This is a genomic window from Propionimicrobium sp. PCR01-08-3 (assembly GCF_030286045.1).
GTDB lineage: Bacteria > Actinomycetota > Actinomycetes > Propionibacteriales > Propionibacteriaceae > Brooklawnia.
Genome location: NZ_CP127390.1, coordinates 646,772 through 663,733, shown reverse-complemented (window position 1 = coordinate 663,733; position 16,962 = coordinate 646,772). Strand labels below are relative to the sequence as shown.

Genomic DNA, 16,962 nt, shown 5'->3' with positions numbered 1-16,962 from the left:
TCAGTCCTTCCATTTTTCATCTGATCATTCTTATTGAAATTCGCTGGTCATACCTTCGAATGGTTGTTACTTTTCCGAGAAATATCTCTCGGCTGTTTCCTTACTGATCTTTTCCGCCTGCAAATCTTCTTCAACCGCCTCGGACGAACGCTTTGCAGGTTCTCCATAACCGCCGGCGCCGGCAGTTTCGATGGATGCGTAATCTCCCGATTTCAGCACGGTGTACCCGTGATCGATCGGGCGGGCATCATCGTTCAATTCGCAGGTCGCCGAGGTGCCCGGGCCGCCGCCGAACAATCCCCAGGGCCGGGATTTCTGACGGCTGGTATCGAGCCAGAAATGCACGTCGTCCACCTCGGCGCGCACCTTGCGCCGAATTCCCATGCCACCGCGATATTGACCGATGCCACCCGAATCGTCGATCAGCTCATATGCCTCGACGGTCAGCGGATATTCGGCCTCCAGGCTCTCGACCGGCAGATTCGAGGTGTTGGTCATGTGCACCTGCACACCGTCGAGGCCGTCCTTGTTATACCGCGCGCCACAGCCCCCGCCGATGGTCTCCAGGTAGACGAACTCGCGTTGGCGCCCGGGGTCCCACCCGGAGAAATGGACGCCGGTGTTCGCGCCGTTGCTGGCCGCGGTCACCTTGGCCGGGATCGCCGGAGCCAGGGCACCAATGATCAGGTCGACCACCCGCTGGCAGGTCTCGCTGCGTCCGTTGACCGCGGCCGGCGCCTGGCAGTTCAGGATGCTGCCCAGCGGCGCGGTGATGGTGACCGGACGATAAAGCCCGGCGTTCGGCATGATGTCCGGGTCGATCAGCGTCTTCAGCGTGTAGTAGCAAGCCGCGTACAGCCCCGTCCACACCACGTTGACACTGGCCCGCACCTGCGGCGGGGCACCGTCGAAGTCGAAGGTGATCTCGTCTCCGGCCACGGTGACGGCGATCTTCAGCTCCAGCTCGTCGTCCAGCTCCGGGCAGTCGAACGTGTCGGTGAAGGTGTAGCGGCCGTCGGGGAACTCCTCGATGGCCGCCCGGGTGCGGCGCTCGGTGTAGTCGAGCAACTCGGTCGAGACCTCGACCATGGTCCGGCGTCCGTAGCGCTCACACAACTCCAGATAGCGCTTGATCGCGGTGTGCAGCGCGGCCTGCTGGGCCCTGAGATCGGCGCGGCGTTCGTCCGGAATCTGGCAGTTCAACAAGATCACTTCGAGCAGTTCTTGCTGCAGGACTCCCCTGCGCACCAGGTGCACGACAGGAATCCGGATGGCCTCCTGGAAAATGTGGGCGTGGCCGCGATCACCGAAATCTGCGTGATGGGCCAAGGTTGCCGTCCACGCGGTCAACCGGCCGTCCACGAAGATCGGGGCGGCGAGCACGATGTCCGGCAGATGCGAGCCGCCGCCGGTGTACGGGTCGTTTCCGATGAAGACATCTCCCTCAACGATGTCCTCCTCGGGGATCCGCTCCCGGATGGCCGCGACCACGCCCATCAACGAGCCGAGGTGCAGGGGCGAACCGCCCTCATCCTGAGCGATCGCCTCCCCCTCGGCGTTGAACAGGCTCGCCGTGCAGTCACGGCGCTCCTTGATATTCGGCGAGAACGCGGCCTTCACCAGCGTCTCGCTCATCTCTTCGACGATGCTGGACAGCGCCGAAGAAATCACCTCGACCAGAATCGGGTCGGTTGCCGATGCCTCGGTCATTGCTGAGCTCCGATCTCAATCACAAGGTTGCGGTATTCGTCCATCACGCAGGCATCGCCGGGCAGCAAGATGGTCGTGGTATCCATCTGCTCGACGATCGCCGGACCCGCCAACTGGTTGCCCGGACGCAGCTTTCCGCGCTCATACACCGGGCATTTCCGGAACCCGAATTCGGTGCTCAGAAACACCTCACGTTCGCCCACGAGCGCCGGATCGGACGATTCCCCATCGATCTCGGACTTGACCAGTTCGAGGCGCTCCGCCCTGCCGACGGCCTGCACCCGGAAGGTGACGACCTCGATCGGGTCGTCGTCCGCATGGAATCCGTAGACCCGCTCGTGGGCCTCGTGGAAGGACGCTATGACTTGTGCCAATGCCCCGGCTTCGAGCCCGTGCTCCCCTTCGATGTCGATGGGAAGCTCGAAGTTCTGCCCGCGATAACGCATCTCCAACCGGCGGACCAAGCTCTGCTCATCGGCCGGGGTGCCCTCGGCGGCGAACCAGGCGGCGGGTTGTGCTTCAAGTTCTTCAAGCACCTGGGCAATGGCGGCGGGATTCTCCGGGTCGAGCGCGGTGATCTGGGTGCGCATGAAGTCAGTGCGCACGTCGGTCATCAGCAGGCCCATCGCCGATTGCGCGCCGGGGATCTCGGGCACGACGACCTTCGAGATGCTCAGTTCACGGGCCAGCCGGGAGGCGTGCAAAGGCCCTGCCCCGCCGAACGGCACCAGCGCGTAGTCACGCGGATCGTACCCGCGCTGCACCGAGACCACCCGGATGGCGCGGGCCATGTTGGCGGTGACCACCCGCAAGATGCCGAGAGCGGCCTCGTGCACCTCGAGGCCGAGTGGGTCGCCGACGCTCTTGACCGCGGCGATCGCCTGCTCCTCGCTGATCTTCATCTGGCCGTTGAGCAGATACTCGGGGTTGAGCAGGTGCAACACCACATTGGCGTCGGTCACCGAGGGCTGGTCGCCGTTGCCGTAGCAGGCGGGGCCGGGGAAGGCCCCGGCCGACTGAGGGCCGACCCGCAGATGGTTGCCGGAGTCGATCCAGGCGATCGATCCGCCGCCGGCGCCCACGGTGTGGATGTCGAGCATGGGTGAGCGGATCGGGCGTCCGTCGAGCTCCATGCCGGAGGTGACGTGCGGTTCGCCGTGCTGCACCAGCGAAATATCGGACGATGTGCCGCCCATGTCGAAGGTGATGATGTCAGGGAACCCGGCTGCCTGGCAGATGTCGGCGGCACCGACCACGCCGGTGCTCGGGCCGGAAAGCACCAGCCGGACGGGCACCTCCTCGGCCATCCCGAAGGGGATCACGCCGCCGTTCGACTGGGTGACCTGCGGCTCGGTCTTCAAGCCGAGATCCACCAGCGTGCGACGCAACCGGGACAGATAGCCATAGACCACCGGGCCCGCGTAGGCATTGGTGACCACCGTCGACAGCCGTTCGTACTCGCGGAACTCGGGCAGCACGACCGAGGACAGTGACACATACGCGTCGGGGAACTCTTCGGCGATCAGTTCGGCCACCCGGCGCTCGTGGGTCGGGTCGAGGTAGCTGTAGAGGAAGCAGACCGCGATGGCCTTCACGCCGGCGTCGCGCAACTCGCGGATCTTCTCGCGCGTCTCGTCCTCATCCAGCGGGGTGGCGATCGTCCCGTCGTAGCGCAGCCGTTCGGTCACCTCCAGACGAAGGTGCCGGGGCACCAGCGGAATCGGCTTGTCGGCCTGCGGATCGTACATGTCGGGGCGGCGGCCGCGTCCGAGTTCGAGCAGGTCGCGGAATCCCTTGGTGGTGATCAGGCCGGTCGGGACGCCGGTGTTGGTGAGCAGAGTGTTGGTGCCGACGGTGGTGCCGTGCGCGAAGTAGCTGATGTCGCCGATCTGGCGACCGTCCAGTTTGCCGAGGAGTTCGGTGACGCCTTGGACGATGGCCCTGCCCGGGTCGTCCGGAGTGCTCGAGACCTTGTGGACGTGCACACGACCGGTCTGGTCGTCATAGGCGCACACGTCGGTGAACGTGCCTCCGGTGTCGACACCGAATCGCAATCCCATCAGTTCACTCCCTGCTTCACCGGCGCGCCCTGATCAGGTGCGCCGTGTCCGAATGCTCCCCAAACTCCGATGACCTGCGCCGATGCCGTGCTCGCTTTTGCCATCGCCTGTGCCTCGTCCTCGCCGGCAGCCAGCGAGACGATCAGGGACGACAGGTAGGCGTCGCCAGCGGCCAGTGTGTCGACAACGGCCACGTCGTCGGCCGGTTGATGCCAGTGCTGCTTACTCGTCCACAAGCCTGCACCCCGAGATCCTTGGGTGATCAGCACATAGCGTGCCCCGGCCTTGAATGCTGCCTGCACGGTTTGTTCGATACCGGCCCCATCCAGATGCGAACCGGAGAAGGCCGCCAGCCACAGCCCTGGAACCCGGGCAATCGATTCGGGCGAGTAGTTGCGTCCGAAGTCGTAGGCGACCGTGCATCTGGCGTCGACCAGTTTCGGTACTTGATCTTCCCAGTGCTGCGAATATGCGGTGTGGACGATGTCGTAGTCCTTGGCCAGGCCGATGGCTTCATCGTCCAGGTCGAAGAGTGATACTCCCTTGTCGGAGCCGAGAAATTCACGGTCGCCATCGATCAGTTCGACCAATGCGTAGGCGTTGGCTCCGTGTTCGACTTGTGTATGAGAGGTATCAACCCCTTCGGACTTCAGGGCTGCCAGCACGAGTTGGCCGGCGGCATCGTCACCGAGGATTCCTGCGTAAGATGCCTCGACTCCCTGACGTGCCGCGAAGACAGCCACGTTGACGCAGTTGCCGCCGGGGTACATCGTGCCCCGGTCGAGATAGCGATCGACGACGTTGTCGCCAATACACAAAAGTCGCATCAGTAGGCCACTTTGTACATATAGCGGCGCACCGAGGTGTCGTGTCCGCGCAGGGCCGCAACATGGTCGAGCACCCGGCGGGACGCACTGATGGTCGACAACACGCTGAGCTCTGCGCGGGCGGTCTCGGGAACGCCTGCCATCGATAGATTCTTGGAGTCGATGACGTGGGCGTATTCGGTGCGGTCGCTGATGAAGTTCACCACGCGCTCGGCAAGCGGACGGCTGGGATCCTCGGCGGCCAGCACCACGATCGGGGTCTTTTCGAGCGTCAGTTCCAGCGGGCCGTGAAAGAAGTCGGCGCCGTTGATTGCTGCGGCGGGCAGCCACGACATCTCCATGGAGTAGCACCAGGCCGACATCTTGGCTTGCCCGAACAGGGGGCCGGCGCCCACGAAGTAGGCGTAGTCGGTGTCCAGCGTGGTGGCGCCGATCGCATCGCCAACCTCGGCGATTTCGTCCTTGCCGAGGCGCAGCGCATGCGGCATGGCGTCCATACCGGCGCGGACGGCGTCGGCCAGCTCGTTCTTGCCTTCCAGCCGGGCAAGCGCGAGGGCGATCAGCATGGTGTGCATGAGCTTGGGCTCGGTGATGGTGATGGTGTCGCGGTAGTCGAGGTGGATGTCGCAGGTGCGGCTCAGCCCGTTGTCGCCGATACGCGAGATGCCGATGGTCGGGCAGCCCTTGGCTTTCGCGAATTCGGCTGCGGCTACGGTCTCCGGGGTGTTGCCGGAGTGGCTGGCAGCCACCACCAGACAGCTGGAGTCGAGCCAGACGGGGTCACGGGAGGTCAGTTCGGCGCTGGTGACGTGGTTGACACTGATGCCCGAGACGTGGCGGTCGACGAAGTCGTAGCAGGGATAGGCGCCGAAGTGCGAGCCGCCGCAGCCGACGAGAACGACCCTCTTCAGGCCCCTCGCCGCAGCCTCGGCGATGTAGTCATCGATGGTTGATTCTGCTGCCAGTGGGTGCGCAACACATTCTTCGAAGTCTTGAGGAACGGGAATCAGGTTCGCCATGTCTACTTTCCTGCTGGTTTGGACTTGCTTTTCCGAGCATTCACATCACATTGACACCGGTGCCAGATGTGCGTACCTCTAAGTTTGTTCGTCAGTGGGACCGGTGTCAATCAGTCCCAGAGATCGTCACCGTGCTGTAACTTTCGGTTCGTTGGCGAATGGACGCCCCAGCGACCGCATCGGCAGCCCCTTACCCCGATCTGCGGCCGATGTGCCATCGGCTCTATAAATGGGTGCAACTGTTCTAGCAGTTCGGGGCTGTCCACAGCGTCCACCAAACTGAGCAGACCGCGAACTTGGCTGGAGTAGCCTGCGAGCATGCATCCGTTGACCAGTGGTCCGAGCGAGGGTTTTCAACGTGAGATCGCCGCGGCGCTGGACGCAATAGAGGCCGAACTCATCTCCCCCACCAGGCCAAAAGACCTGCCCCGGAAGCAACTCGATGCACCGCTCACAGCCGCTGATTGCGATCAGCTGATCGGACTGTTCGGCGTTTTCAGTCTGCTCAACCAAAGCGTTGGGGTTACGGACGACGGCCGGATCAAGCAGCTGAAGGGACCACGCAAACGCAAAAGGAGTCCTACGGATGTTGAAGTCGCATATTCGATGTGGTCTTCATACTTCTCGGCGCCGACATTGTATGCCCAGGTCATTCCGGCGCAGCTCCTGCTTGCATACTGCCGAGTGGCCATCACCATGGAAGTCGCGACCAACGCCCGGGCGCGCCAGATGAGTACGACGGATGTGATCGCACATCTCCGCGAAACGGCTTCGCATACGGCGATCTATCAAAGCGCTCCCGAGTTCGTCCGGCTCGCCTCGGTCTATTCGGCTTTTCCCATCAACGACTGACCTAGGTTCGGCCGGACGCGCTGCGGAAAGCGTTACTCAGCAGAGACTTCGGCTTGAATTGCGGATAGCAGCCCTGGCACTCTGACGTTTTGTAATGTGGACGTATTCTCGTGCCGGTCAGACGATGAGTCGCTGAGCGCACGCCACAGCGCAAAGAAGCAGCGGCTCACCGAAGCAGATAGCCTGGTCCGCATCCCACGCCATCGAAGAGTAATCACAAGGCGTTGAACACTAAACGAAAGAAGAGGGAAAGGGGCCGCGATAGTCGCCGAGTTTGACAGTGCGCACGCTCGAACCGATCGCCAATACCTTGGCCCAAGCGAGCCGATGCCCCATCTGAACGGTTGCCGGAATCAGAATGCCGCCGGTGCTGCGCCGCTCACCGGCTTCATCGTCCGGATCGACCAGGATCCGATCGTGCAGCATCCGGATCGGAAGCACCGCAGGAACGGACTCCCCTACACCGTCTATTTCTATTTCCGGGGCCTCCGCACCTTCGGCGGATTCGACAGCTGGATCGAGTTCTTCGTCGGGCTCCTCGCTCACTTGCCTGCCTTACGAACCAGCGCGGCGACACCCGAAACGGCCCCGACGCTCGCAGCCACACCCGCGGCGATCAACGCTACAGTGCCGATGTTGTTCCAGCGAGGACCGCCCTCATCAACGAAATAGCCGCGTACGTCGCTCACCGTGTCAAAGATCATCTGCTTGGTGTCCTTGACGGTCTTCTTGACCTCTTCTTCGGCGCGGTTCTTGATCGCGATGGGATGCACCTCCGAAATCAGGCCTTCGATGCCGACCGTCATAGCATGCCGCGATGCAGCGATATCAGCGCGGATCTGCTCCGGCGTACGTTGATTCGAGGCCACAGCGCCCTCCCGTAGTTCGATGTCCTCTTACCTGGCCAATGGCCCGTTCCTCGGCTTCTATCCAAGAACTACCGCTTAGCCTATGCCCTCCGTCCGTCCCCTCGCAGGGACCCAGGCATGTCGCGGCGCCCTATCAACCCCGCCCGCACTCACGTTCGCCAGGGATGCATCGGATCCGAGTCGGCAACGGGCTCTGGTTACGCCGAAGAATGGACGACTCAGATGCCGGCTCCTGAGTGGGATGCCAACGATCAGATGTGGGCTAATCTAAGCTCCATGAGTCAACTGGTCGCTGGAGAAGTTGCGCCTGCTTTCACATTGCCGGACGCCGATGGAAACCTCGTCTCGCTCTCGGATTTCCCCGGACGCAAGGTGGTCGTCTACTTCTATCCCGCGGCCATGACGCCCGGCTGCACGACTCAGGCCGTTGATTTCACAGCTGCACGAGACGACTTTCTCGAGGCCGGTATCGACGTGATCGGCATCTCACCGGACGCCCCCGACAAGCTCGCGATGTTCCGGCAGCGCAAGGACTTGCGCATCACTCTGCTATCGGACGAATCCAAGGAGACGTTGAACGCCTACGGGGCTTGGGGCACCAAGGTGCTCTACGGGAAGTCCATGGAGGGCGTGTTGCGCTCCACTTTCCTTATCGATGTGGATGATGAGGGCACCGGGACGATCGAGTTGGCGCAATACAATGTTCGCGCGACCGGTCACGTCGACCGGCTGAGGCGCGACCTGGGCTTGCTTCACCTGTAAGCTCACCGAGGCTTTTTGTAGGCTTGCCGAGGATTCCCAGGGGACTCTGCGCAGGTCGTGACTGTGCGGCGGCTGACTCTCAATCAGCGAGTTGCGGGTTTGCATCGCGCGCATTTGACGGTGCCCGTGTAGGGTGATCCCGCGCCCCAAAAGGGGCATGCCGGAGTGGCGGAATTGGTAGACGCCCAGGTTTTAGGTACCTGTGCCCGTAAGGGCGTGAGGGTTCGAGTCCCTTCTCCGGCACAAGCGATTGAGCCGAGCGCAGCGAGCGCTTGCGCTCGGCTGCCGAGGCGATTGAAGCTTGTGATAGGCCGCGGAGCGGCCGAACACGACGAGGAGTGGAGGAGGAAGTGCCGAGCTTGCTCGAGCATTTCCGACGGAACAACGAGTGTTGACCAGCGGAGCGAGCGCAGCGAGCAGGACGCCGCAGGCGTCCATAAGCGCGAAGCACTGCCGCTGGGAGCATGCATCTTTCAATTTCGTTGCCGCCACCGGTTTTGCCGTGTTAGCTTTCCCGAAGAGCCAACCGCTTACCCGGGTCTACCTCCCCAGGGCCGAACGCGAGATGCAACGAGTCGCTATAAGCATCCGTGTGGACGCCTCTCGTGAGCCCCGGGAGACCAGCACGGCATTCGAGGAGCGACCATGGAGTCAACCGTCGGGCAGTCGCCCGCCGAACAGATCATCGCCAACTCCGGTGGCCCGGAGAACATCGATAGCCTCACCCACTGCGCAACCCGCCTCCGCTTTCAACTTCACGATGGGTCATTGATCGATCAGGCCGCGTTGGAGAAGGTGCCAGGCGTGATGGGCGTCGTCCCGCAAGCGGGCGACCGGCTTCAGGTTGTCATCGGTGGCGCAGTTCAATCGATGTACTCCGACATCATGGATCTGCCGTCCATGCAGAAAACCGGCACCCCGGCCAAGCAATCGGACGCAGACGTCAAGGCCGCTGCACGATCGGGCGGACCACGCGGCAAGTTCTCCTGGTTGGACAGCTTCTTCGAATACCTGTCGGACTCCTTCCGCCCCCTGCTGGGCGTCCTGCTCGGAGCCTCCCTGATCATCGCCTTCGAAGCAGTTCTCGATGCGTTGGGCGTCGTCGACTTCCGCGCCGAGGACAAGGCCGCAACCTGGGTCTTCGTGGACGCCATGTACCGCGCGGTCTTCTACTTCCTGCCGATCATGGTCGCCTACAACGCAGCCAAGAAGCTCAACATCGATCCCTGGGTGGGTGCCACGGTGATGGCCGCGGTGATGACTCCGGAGTTCATCAGTCTCAGCGACACCACGCGCTTCCCCGACACGGTGTGTACCACCAACGAGACTTTGGGCACCCAGTCGTGTGTCGCCGATGTCTTCGGGCTGCCCTTGCAAATGAACGACTATTCGGGCCAGGTCTTCGTCCCACTCATCATGGTCGCCGTACTGGCTCTGGTGTATAAGTGGCTGAAGAAGGTATTCCCCGAAAACATCCAGATGGTTTTCGTGCCCTTCTTCTCAATGGCCATCATGATTCCGGTGACCGCATTCTTGATCGGCCCGCTGGGTGTGTGGCTCGGCAACGGCCTGGGTACCGGATTGGCATGGCTGAACGGGAACGCACCATTCGTCTTCGCATTGTTGATTCCGATGATCTACCCGTTCTTGGTGCCGTTGGGCCTGCATTGGCCGCTGAATGCACTGATGCTGGTGAATATCCAGACTCTCGGCTATGACTTCATTCAAGGACCGATGGGCGCCTGGAACTTCGCGTGCTTCGGCGCCACCGCGGGTGTGCTGGTGATCTCGATGCGCGCGAAGAATTCTACGATGCGCCAGACCGCTACCGGTGCCCTGGTCGCCGGTCTGCTCGGCGGTATCTCGGAGCCTTCGCTGTATGGCATTCATCTGCGGTTCAAGCGGATCTATCCGCGGATGCTGGTGGGCTGTTTCACCGGTGGTCTGGTCATCGCCGTTCTCGGTGCGCCGTTCGGCGGCGTGAAGACCTCGGCGTTCGCCTTCACCTCGCTGCTCACCATCCCGGTCTTCGATCCGATGTGGGTGTATGCGATTGCGATCGCGGCGGCCTTCGCTGTGTCGATGATCCTGGTGATCATCTTCGACTACCGCACCCCTGAGCAGAAGGACGAAGACAGGCTCGCTCGTGAGCAGGCCGAAGCCGATCTGGCTCTTGAGAAGGACGCCATGCCCGCCGCTGCCGCTGCTCCTGTCGCCTCCGCTGCTGCGACTGGTGCCGACGCGAACGCTGGCGCTACTGAACCTGCCACGCCTGTAGAACCCGTGGCGCCTGCAGAACCTGCAGTGCCCGCAGAGCCGACCAACCAGGTCATTGCTCCGGTGGCCGGCCATGTCGTAGCGCTGAGCGAGGTCAACGACCCGGTGTTCGCGTCCAAGGCTCTCGGCGACGGCGTAGGCATCGTGCCTGCGGACGGCATCGTCCTCGCCCCGATCTCCGGGACGATGGTCACCGTCGCAAAGACCGGGCACGCTTTCGGCATCAAGAGCGACGATGGCGTAGAAGTCCTCGTCCATATCGGCATCGATACCGTGCAGATGAAGGGCGAAGGCTTCGACGTTGCCGTCGAGAAGAAACAACGCGTAAATGCCGGCGACCTACTGGCCACGGTGAACCTTGACGCCGTCAACCAGGCCGGATTCGATCCGACGGTCATCGTGACCGTCACCAACACTGCGGCCATGACATCGGTGACCCCGCATCCGGATGGGGACCTTTCCGCCGGAGAACCGGTCATCGACGTCGAACACTGATAAGAAAGAGACAACAACAAGACAGGTCGATTGCTTCTGTCGGCGGTGGCATCAGTTGATCAGGATCGTGGGCCGCGGGCACCAAACCCGATCACCTTGCACGAACCGCAAACCCGTGCATTCACGCGATGCGACACCGCAGCGACAAGAAGTATCGGTGACGAGTTCATAGGGCGTGACAACGGGTTCGAGTTCAACGACGACGGACCATAGAAAAGGATGGATTCATGAGCACTATTCCCGACCATCTGGTCTTGCACGGTATCGGGGTGTCAGCCGGCACCTCGTCGGGCCCAGCGGTGCTGGTCGTCCCGGCTCCCGGGGCCGACGCCAATGAGCCCGGCAGCACCGACGCTGCGGCCGACGGACAGCGGGTACGAGACGCGATGAAGGCGGTTTCGGACGCCCTGCTCACCAAGGCCGAGCACGCACCCGAAACCTCGAAACCGATCTTGGAGACCACCGCCCAACTGGCCCGCGACAAGGGGCTGGCCAAGTCGGTCGACAAGGAGCTCAAGAAGGGCGTCGGAATCACCAAGTCGGTGCACAACGCCGTAGAAGAATATGCGGCGATGCTGACCCAACTCGGCGGCTACATGGCCGAACGCGTCACCGATCTCTATGACATCCGCGATCGGACGATCTGTGAGCTTCGCGGGCTTCCCGCTCCCGGCGTGCCCGACCTGACCGTGCCTTCGGTGCTGGTGGCGCACGATCTGGCACCGGCCGAGACGGCCACGCTGTCGAAGGACCTCGTGCTGGGCATCGTCACCTCGGCCGGCGGGCCCACCAGTCACACCGCCATCTTGGCTGCCCAGCTGGCGATTCCGGCCGTCGTGCAGACCCAGGGCTCGGAGGCCATCACGCCCGGCACCACTGTTGCCCTGGATGGCGGCGTGGGCGAGGTCATCATCTCCCCCACCGATGAAGAAGTCGAATTGCTCGTCGAGCGTTCGCGTCGCCGAGTCGCAGCGCTCGCCGGATCGAGTGGGGAGGGCGCCACCAAAGACGGACACAAAATCAAGCTGCTCGCCAACATCGGGACAGCAGACGACGCCCGCAAAGCCGCGACCTATGATCTTGAAGGTTCGGGGCTGTTCCGTACCGAGTTTCTCTTCCTCGAACGCGACCAGGCACCCACCTTGGCCGAGCAGACCAAGACCTACACCGAGGTGCTGGAGGCTTTCGGTGAGCGGCGGGTCGTCGTCCGAACCTTGGATGCCGGGGCGGACAAGCCACTGGCCTTCGCCGATCTGGGCCCCGAAGAGAACCCTGCCCTGGGACGCCGCGGTTTGCGGCTGAGCATGGTGCGCGAGGACCTGCTCGATACCCAGCTGCAGGCACTGGCGGCGGCCTACGAGGCGACCGGCAAGAAGTCGGATCTGCGGGTGATGGCGCCGATGGTGGCCACCATGGACGAAGCGAAATGGTTCGCCGACAAGGTTCGTCCGTTGGGCCTTCCGAAGGTCGGCATCATGGTGGAGATTCCGAGTGCGGCGATCCAGGCGGACAAGCTGTTATCGATCGTGGACTTCGTGTCGATCGGCACCAATGACCTGTCGCAGTACACGCTGGCGGCCGACCGCATGCAGGGTGCCCTGGCTCCCCTGCTGAGTCCGTGGCAGCCCGCCTTGCTCACCATGGTGCGCAGCACCTGTATCGGCGGACACGCAACCGGCAAGCCGGTCGGAGTTTGCGGTGAGGCCGGCGGCGATCCGTTGCTGGCGCTGGTGCTGGTCGGGCTCGGTGTTTCGTCGTTGTCGATGGCTCCGAGCAAGGTGGCCACGGTGCGTGCCGCCTTGCGCCTGCACGACTACTCGACCTGTCAGCAGATGGCCAACTATGCGGTGGACGCCCCGTCGGCCAAGGACGCGAAGGCCGCGGTCGAGGCCCTGATGGCACCGGCCCTGCACGATCTGCTGTGAGGCCCTGACGCGTCAGTTGCCCCATCAACCAAACCAACGAAACGGCGGTCCGGACACTTCGGTGTCCGGACCGCCGTTTCCTTGCGGATACTACCCAGAAATCAGAGTGCTACCGCCGAGCAACATGTTCACCGAGCGGTGACCGCCGCCCTGTTACACCGCTCGCTGTAGCAAGCGCCCACAAACTGACGAACTGTAATATCTACAGCAACTTACAGTTCGTTTACAGTTCAGTCGGTGAAATCCTTTTCTTCGACGGGGAACTGATGGGCCAGCAGACTTCCGTTCTCGCGGGGTTCTCGTATAAGAATCGGGCCGGACGACGAATACGATACGTTGCCCGGCCCGATTCGCTGTCTGCAGAGGAATCAGCCCCAGACCTTCACTCTGTTCGGGCCCGCCGCCAGCGCATATATCGGACCCAGGCCGGTATCGCCGGACACAACGCGTCCCAGCAGGTCAGTTCCCAATGTGGCCGGACTGCCGTCAGCCTCTTCGAAGTCGAGATCGGTCATTCGTACCTTTGGTAGGTCGGCTGCAGTGACGGATGCCGTCTGACACTCGGCCACGGCCACGGGCAGGTCAATATCGAGATAGACCCCGTCTTCGGCGCTCTGCACGCCTACGTGCAGAGCGCCGTCAACGATCACCGCACCTGTTTCGCCCGCATATGGGCGCGCGCCGGCGCAATATGCGTTATCACGGATATAGACCGGATTCTTCAGTTTGAGGAACACAGCGAGGTCGCCAGGCAAGCCGGCCTCCACCTGGGAGATGTACTCCTCGAATGAAGCCGGGTGCCCATCGTAAATAGCGGTGCCATAGCCCACAGTGGCCGCCGGGTCTTGTTTCGGATAGACACCTGATGTGCCGGATGAATCAGCGTTGTTTCCTTTGAAGACGTTTTTGAGAAAACGATCGTCCCCGCCGTAGATGACAGCGTAGCCGGAGACTTCGGTTGAATGCGGCTCATGATAAGGAGTTGCTCGCTCCATTACGGACTTCGTCAACACCGTGCCTAGAATCAGGTTGCCAACGTAGGCGCCGCCATCACTCATGATCTCGATGGCGGCCGGCGAAGCAAAGATGTTGTGGTCTACTACGTACGGCCCATGCGAAACCTCAATATAGATGTCGCGAGCGTTTTCGTTGTAAATATTCCTTGTGATCCGTGTGCCCTGAGTCTGCCAGTCGAGCCACGTCCCCAAGGCGCAATCGTGAATATAGTTGTGTTCGATTCTTACGTCGATGGCGGCATGAAGCTTGATCCCGCCAATTTCGTGACCATAAAATTCACGTTTCACCGCAACGTTGTATATCTCGTTATCAGTTATATTTGAAAAAACGCATCCTAAATGACCGACAATGCCGTTCTGCCCACAATCGTGAATTGCATTCCGGCGCACAATATGGGAGCCGATCCGCTCACGGCTCCACCCGATGTGACGCGCCGAGAAGACGGACTCCAATTGGTACTGATAGCCAGGCTTGTCGTGACGTTTGGTGAAGTAGTTGTCGCCTGTTGACGCCTCTTTCCCCAGCGATATGGCCGCGCACTTGGCATGATGAATGTGGTTATCCTCGATGATCCAACCCTTTGCCCAGTTGGGGCCGATAAGACCCGGCTGATCCGCAGTAGGAGGAGCCCATGGGGTTGCCGCTTGGGCGAGTTCAAAGCCGCGCACAGTGATGTAGTCAATATGGTTGGCTCGCGGATAGAACACGCTTCGACGAACGCTGATCTCGACGAGTTCTTCATTGGGATCATGACCGTGGAAGTTCGCCCAAATAGTAGTCTCTTCTGAGCCGACCTCCGCGTACCAGACATAGACAGTGGCCTCCGGATCGGTGACAGCAACCTCGCGTCCTGTCCGATCATCAATGACCGTCTCACGCCGAGCAGGATCGTTCAGATCATCGCGGGACAGTACCTCGTAGAAACTCGTTCCATTGAGATAGACATCGCCTAGGTGCTTGCGCGGGTCATTCTCGTGCTCTCGCACGACCCAGTCTCCTTCCACGGGCACCGCAAATGGATTGAACTCGCCGAACAAGCGATTAGGTACAATCACTTTCCAGACTGATCCGGTCTCCTTCGCCCACGACGTGATCCGTTCCGAACCCTTGATCACGGGATGTTCGCCGGCCGCGGCACAATAGGTGATCCGTCGCGTATCGCTGAGTCCGCCGCGAACAGGAGCGACCCATTCTCGATACTCACCGCTATGAACGATGATCATGTCACCGGGATAGGCGAGATCAGCTGCCCGCCCAATCGTGCAAAACGGTTCGGTCTGGCTACCCGGGCCTTGATCTGATCCGGTCGTCGCAACGTGGTATACGGTCATTATTCTTAAAGCTCCTTTGCAGTTGGATATTGTTGGCGAGGATTCCGCAGGTCTGAAATCTGCCGATCACCACCAGATGTCATTTGCCGATTCCCGCAGTCATTCCCGCGACCAGCTGCTTGCGTCCGAACGCATACAGAATGATGATCGGCAGACTCGATAGCACAACGGCCGCCAGCACGGCTGGAATATCAGTGGCAAACTCTCCCTGAAAGTTCCACAGGAATAACGGCAATACACGACGTTCGGGAGATTGCGTGAGCACCAATGGGAATAGGAACCCGTTCCATTGGTGAAGCGCCTGATATATCCCGACTGTGACCAGCGACGGCCTGGACATTGGCAACGCCAGGCGCCACAGCATCTGCCACTCGGTACAGCCGTCCATACTCATCGACTCAAACAATTCTTTAGGAATATCTCGCATAAAGTTGGTCAGGATAAGGATGGTCAACGGAAGAGCAAACGCGATTCCCGGAAGTATCAAGGCGGTCAGGGAATCATACAGATGCAGGCGAATGATAATCAGATAGACAGGAATGATGGTAGCCTGGATAGGGATGGATAATCCCAGAAGGAACAGCTTCTTTGTAGTGCTCATCGCCCTACCGCGGCCACGGACTATGGCATATGAGGCCATGAGCGCGATAAGCAAAAGTGGTACCACTGTTCCCACTGTCACGATGAGGCTATTGGTAAAGTAGCTAACAAATCCCTCGTCAACGACCTTGCTGTACTGTTCACCATCAGGCGGCACGGGCAATGCAAGCGGATTACCGCTGAGGTAGGTCGAGCTCGACTTAAAGCTGGTTACAAGAATGTAGTAGATGGGGATAAGAACGACGAGCAGCCATGACCAGCCGAGGATCCCACCGAACCAGTTGCGGTCCTTTGCTTTTCTCATGGCTACATCGCCCCTTCCAGCTGCGAAGAGGAGTCCTTGCCTCCGAGCGCTTGCACGCCGAGGGCCAAAGCGAGGCCGATCAATACGAGGAAGACCGCCAGACAACTGGCTACACCCATTTCGTTTCCTCGAAAGCCTGTTATGTACATGTCGAGAGGAAGTATTCGGGTGGCCGTCCCGGGGCCGCCGCCCGTTAAGACATATATGATGTCGAAATACGTCAAGGCGCCGACAGACATCAACGTCGATGAGGTGATAATCGTATTCTTTAGTTGCGGCAAAGTGATTGAGAAAAACTGGGATACCCGGCTAGCGCCGTCAACCTCGGCAGCCTCATATAGTTCAATTGGGATCTGTCTCACTCCACCTTGGTAAATAAGTGTGTGAAATGGTATGAACTGCCAAGCGATGATGAAAATTAGAACCCACCATACGAGGTCGGAGCGTCCAAGCCAATCCTGAGCGAAAGCGGGAATGCCTAGGCCGGCAGACAACCCAAAATAGGGATCCAGAAGGGTCTTGAAGGTAATCGCGATAGCTGCAGAACTAAGCAGCATCGGCAAGAAATACAGTATTGCCAGGAAGTTTCGGTACTTCTGTTGCCCGGCCAAGAATGTGCCGAGCAAGATACTCATTGGTGTTTGAACTAACCAACTCAGCACGATGATGCGTAGGGTCAGCCAAAGCCCGCTCCAAGTAGTCGGGCGAGACAATGCCTCTCGCCAACTATCAAGCCCTGCCCACGCAATGGGTCCAACACCATTCCATGACGTGAATGACAAGATGATGACGCCCACCAGCGGGAGCAACGCGAAAGCAGCGAACATCACCAGCGCCGGAGCTGCAAAGACAAGGAGGCCGCTTCTCTTTGTCTCTCGCCGAACAACTTCATCGGCTAAAACGTCTTCCGACAT

13 protein-coding genes and 1 tRNA gene are annotated in these 16,962 nt (G+C 60.8%); 5 read left to right on the top strand and 9 right to left on the bottom strand.

Annotated elements, in window-relative coordinates; genetic code table 11:
- Positions 1-66: 66 nt before the first annotated feature.
- Genes QQ658_RS03170 through QQ658_RS03155 form a run of 4 tightly spaced genes read right to left on the bottom strand, consistent with a single transcriptional unit; the run spans position 67 to position 5,616 of the window.
- Positions 67-1,710 (bottom strand): hydantoinase B/oxoprolinase family protein, encoded by a 1,644-nt coding sequence (locus tag QQ658_RS03170; protein ID WP_286026231.1) that lies wholly within the window; start codon positions 1,708-1,710, stop codon positions 67-69.
- Positions 1,707-3,770, bottom strand: coding sequence for a hydantoinase/oxoprolinase family protein (locus QQ658_RS03165; protein ID WP_286026230.1), 2,064 nt, complete (start codon positions 3,768-3,770; stop codon positions 1,707-1,709). Before QQ658_RS03165 ends, QQ658_RS03170 begins: the two co-directional genes overlap by 4 nt.
- Positions 3,770-4,597, bottom strand: coding sequence for a PfkB family carbohydrate kinase (locus QQ658_RS03160; RefSeq protein WP_286026229.1), 828 nt, complete (start codon positions 4,595-4,597; stop codon positions 3,770-3,772). Before QQ658_RS03160 ends, QQ658_RS03165 begins: the two co-directional genes overlap by 1 nt.
- Positions 4,597-5,616 carry an SIS domain-containing protein gene (locus QQ658_RS03155; RefSeq protein ID WP_286026228.1) on the bottom strand — a complete coding sequence of 340 codons (1,020 nt, stop codon included), beginning with the start codon at positions 5,614-5,616 and terminating at the stop codon, positions 4,597-4,599. Before QQ658_RS03155 ends, QQ658_RS03160 begins: the two co-directional genes overlap by 1 nt.
- Positions 5,617-5,934: 318 nt before the next feature.
- On the opposite strand from QQ658_RS03155, the gene QQ658_RS03150 reads away from it, so the two are divergent.
- The gene (locus tag QQ658_RS03150; protein ID WP_286026227.1) at positions 5,935-6,468 is read left to right on the top strand and encodes a hypothetical protein; all 534 of its coding nucleotides are present in this window, start codon (positions 5,935-5,937) and stop codon (positions 6,466-6,468) included.
- Between the two features lie 231 nt (positions 6,469-6,699).
- On the opposite strand, the gene QQ658_RS15500 is transcribed toward QQ658_RS03150, so the two are convergent.
- Positions 6,700-7,014 (bottom strand): hypothetical protein, encoded by a 315-nt coding sequence (locus QQ658_RS15500; RefSeq protein ID WP_502928929.1) that lies wholly within the window; start codon positions 7,012-7,014, stop codon positions 6,700-6,702.
- The gene (locus QQ658_RS03140) at positions 7,011-7,337 is read right to left on the bottom strand and encodes a DUF3618 domain-containing protein (RefSeq protein WP_286026226.1); all 327 of its coding nucleotides are present in this window, start codon (positions 7,335-7,337) and stop codon (positions 7,011-7,013) included. The genes QQ658_RS15500 and QQ658_RS03140 overlap by 4 nt, the downstream gene beginning before the upstream one ends.
- 276 nt (positions 7,338-7,613) lie before the next feature.
- On the opposite strand from QQ658_RS03140, the gene bcp reads away from it, so the two are divergent.
- The 4 genes from bcp to ptsP all read left to right on the top strand — a co-directional run bounded on the left by bcp (position 7,614) and on the right by ptsP (position 12,796).
- Entirely contained in the window at positions 7,614-8,099 is a 486-nt protein-coding gene (bcp, locus tag QQ658_RS03135; protein WP_286026225.1) for a thioredoxin-dependent thiol peroxidase, read from the top strand.
- A gap of 159 nt (positions 8,100-8,258) precedes the next feature.
- Positions 8,259-8,342 (top strand) — tRNA-Leu (locus QQ658_RS03130).
- Between the two features lie 402 nt (positions 8,343-8,744).
- The gene (locus QQ658_RS03125) at positions 8,745-10,871 is read left to right on the top strand and encodes a glucose PTS transporter subunit IIA (protein ID WP_286026224.1); all 2,127 of its coding nucleotides are present in this window, start codon (positions 8,745-8,747) and stop codon (positions 10,869-10,871) included.
- A 227-nt stretch (positions 10,872-11,098) separates the two neighbouring features.
- Positions 11,099-12,796 carry a phosphoenolpyruvate--protein phosphotransferase gene (gene ptsP / locus QQ658_RS03120; protein ID WP_286026223.1) on the top strand — a complete coding sequence of 566 codons (1,698 nt, stop codon included), beginning with the start codon at positions 11,099-11,101 and terminating at the stop codon, positions 12,794-12,796.
- A gap of 368 nt (positions 12,797-13,164) precedes the next feature.
- On the opposite strand, the gene QQ658_RS03115 is transcribed toward ptsP, so the two are convergent.
- From QQ658_RS03115 to QQ658_RS03105, 3 genes are all read right to left on the bottom strand, one after another.
- Positions 13,165-15,144 carry a right-handed parallel beta-helix repeat-containing protein gene (locus QQ658_RS03115; RefSeq protein WP_286026222.1) on the bottom strand — a complete coding sequence of 660 codons (1,980 nt, stop codon included), beginning with the start codon at positions 15,142-15,144 and terminating at the stop codon, positions 13,165-13,167.
- 79 nt (positions 15,145-15,223) lie between these two features.
- Positions 15,224-16,048: a carbohydrate ABC transporter permease gene (locus QQ658_RS03110; RefSeq protein WP_286026221.1), complete on the bottom strand. Its 825-nt coding sequence runs from the start codon at positions 16,046-16,048 to the stop codon at positions 15,224-15,226.
- A gap of 2 nt (positions 16,049-16,050) precedes the next feature.
- Positions 16,051-16,962, bottom strand: a complete 912-nt coding sequence (locus QQ658_RS03105) for a carbohydrate ABC transporter permease (protein ID WP_286026220.1) — start codon at positions 16,960-16,962, stop codon at positions 16,051-16,053.

Coding starts and splice junctions, on each gene's coding strand:
- QQ658_RS03170 (WP_286026231.1), bottom strand. CDS start 1,710: ATGACCGAGGCATCGGCAACCGACCCGATTCTGGTCGAGGTGATTTCT.
- QQ658_RS03165 (WP_286026230.1), bottom strand. CDS start 3,770: ATGGGATTGCGATTCGGTGTCGACACCGGAGGCACGTTCACCGACGTG.
- QQ658_RS03160 (WP_286026229.1), bottom strand. CDS start 4,597: ATGCGACTTTTGTGTATTGGCGACAACGTCGTCGATCGCTATCTCGAC.
- QQ658_RS03155 (WP_286026228.1), bottom strand. CDS start 5,616: ATGGCGAACCTGATTCCCGTTCCTCAAGACTTCGAAGAATGTGTTGCG.
- QQ658_RS03150 (WP_286026227.1), top strand. CDS start 5,935: ATGCATCCGTTGACCAGTGGTCCGAGCGAGGGTTTTCAACGTGAGATC.
- bcp (WP_286026225.1), top strand. CDS start 7,614: ATGAGTCAACTGGTCGCTGGAGAAGTTGCGCCTGCTTTCACATTGCCG.
- QQ658_RS03125 (WP_286026224.1), top strand. CDS start 8,745: ATGGAGTCAACCGTCGGGCAGTCGCCCGCCGAACAGATCATCGCCAAC.
- ptsP (WP_286026223.1), top strand. CDS start 11,099: ATGAGCACTATTCCCGACCATCTGGTCTTGCACGGTATCGGGGTGTCA.
- QQ658_RS03115 (WP_286026222.1), bottom strand. CDS start 15,144: ATGACCGTATACCACGTTGCGACGACCGGATCAGATCAAGGCCCGGGT.
- QQ658_RS03110 (WP_286026221.1), bottom strand. CDS start 16,048: ATGAGAAAAGCAAAGGACCGCAACTGGTTCGGTGGGATCCTCGGCTGG.
- QQ658_RS03105 (WP_286026220.1), bottom strand. CDS start 16,962: ATGTCGGAAGACGTTTTAGCCGATGAAGTTGTTCGGCGAGAGACAAAG.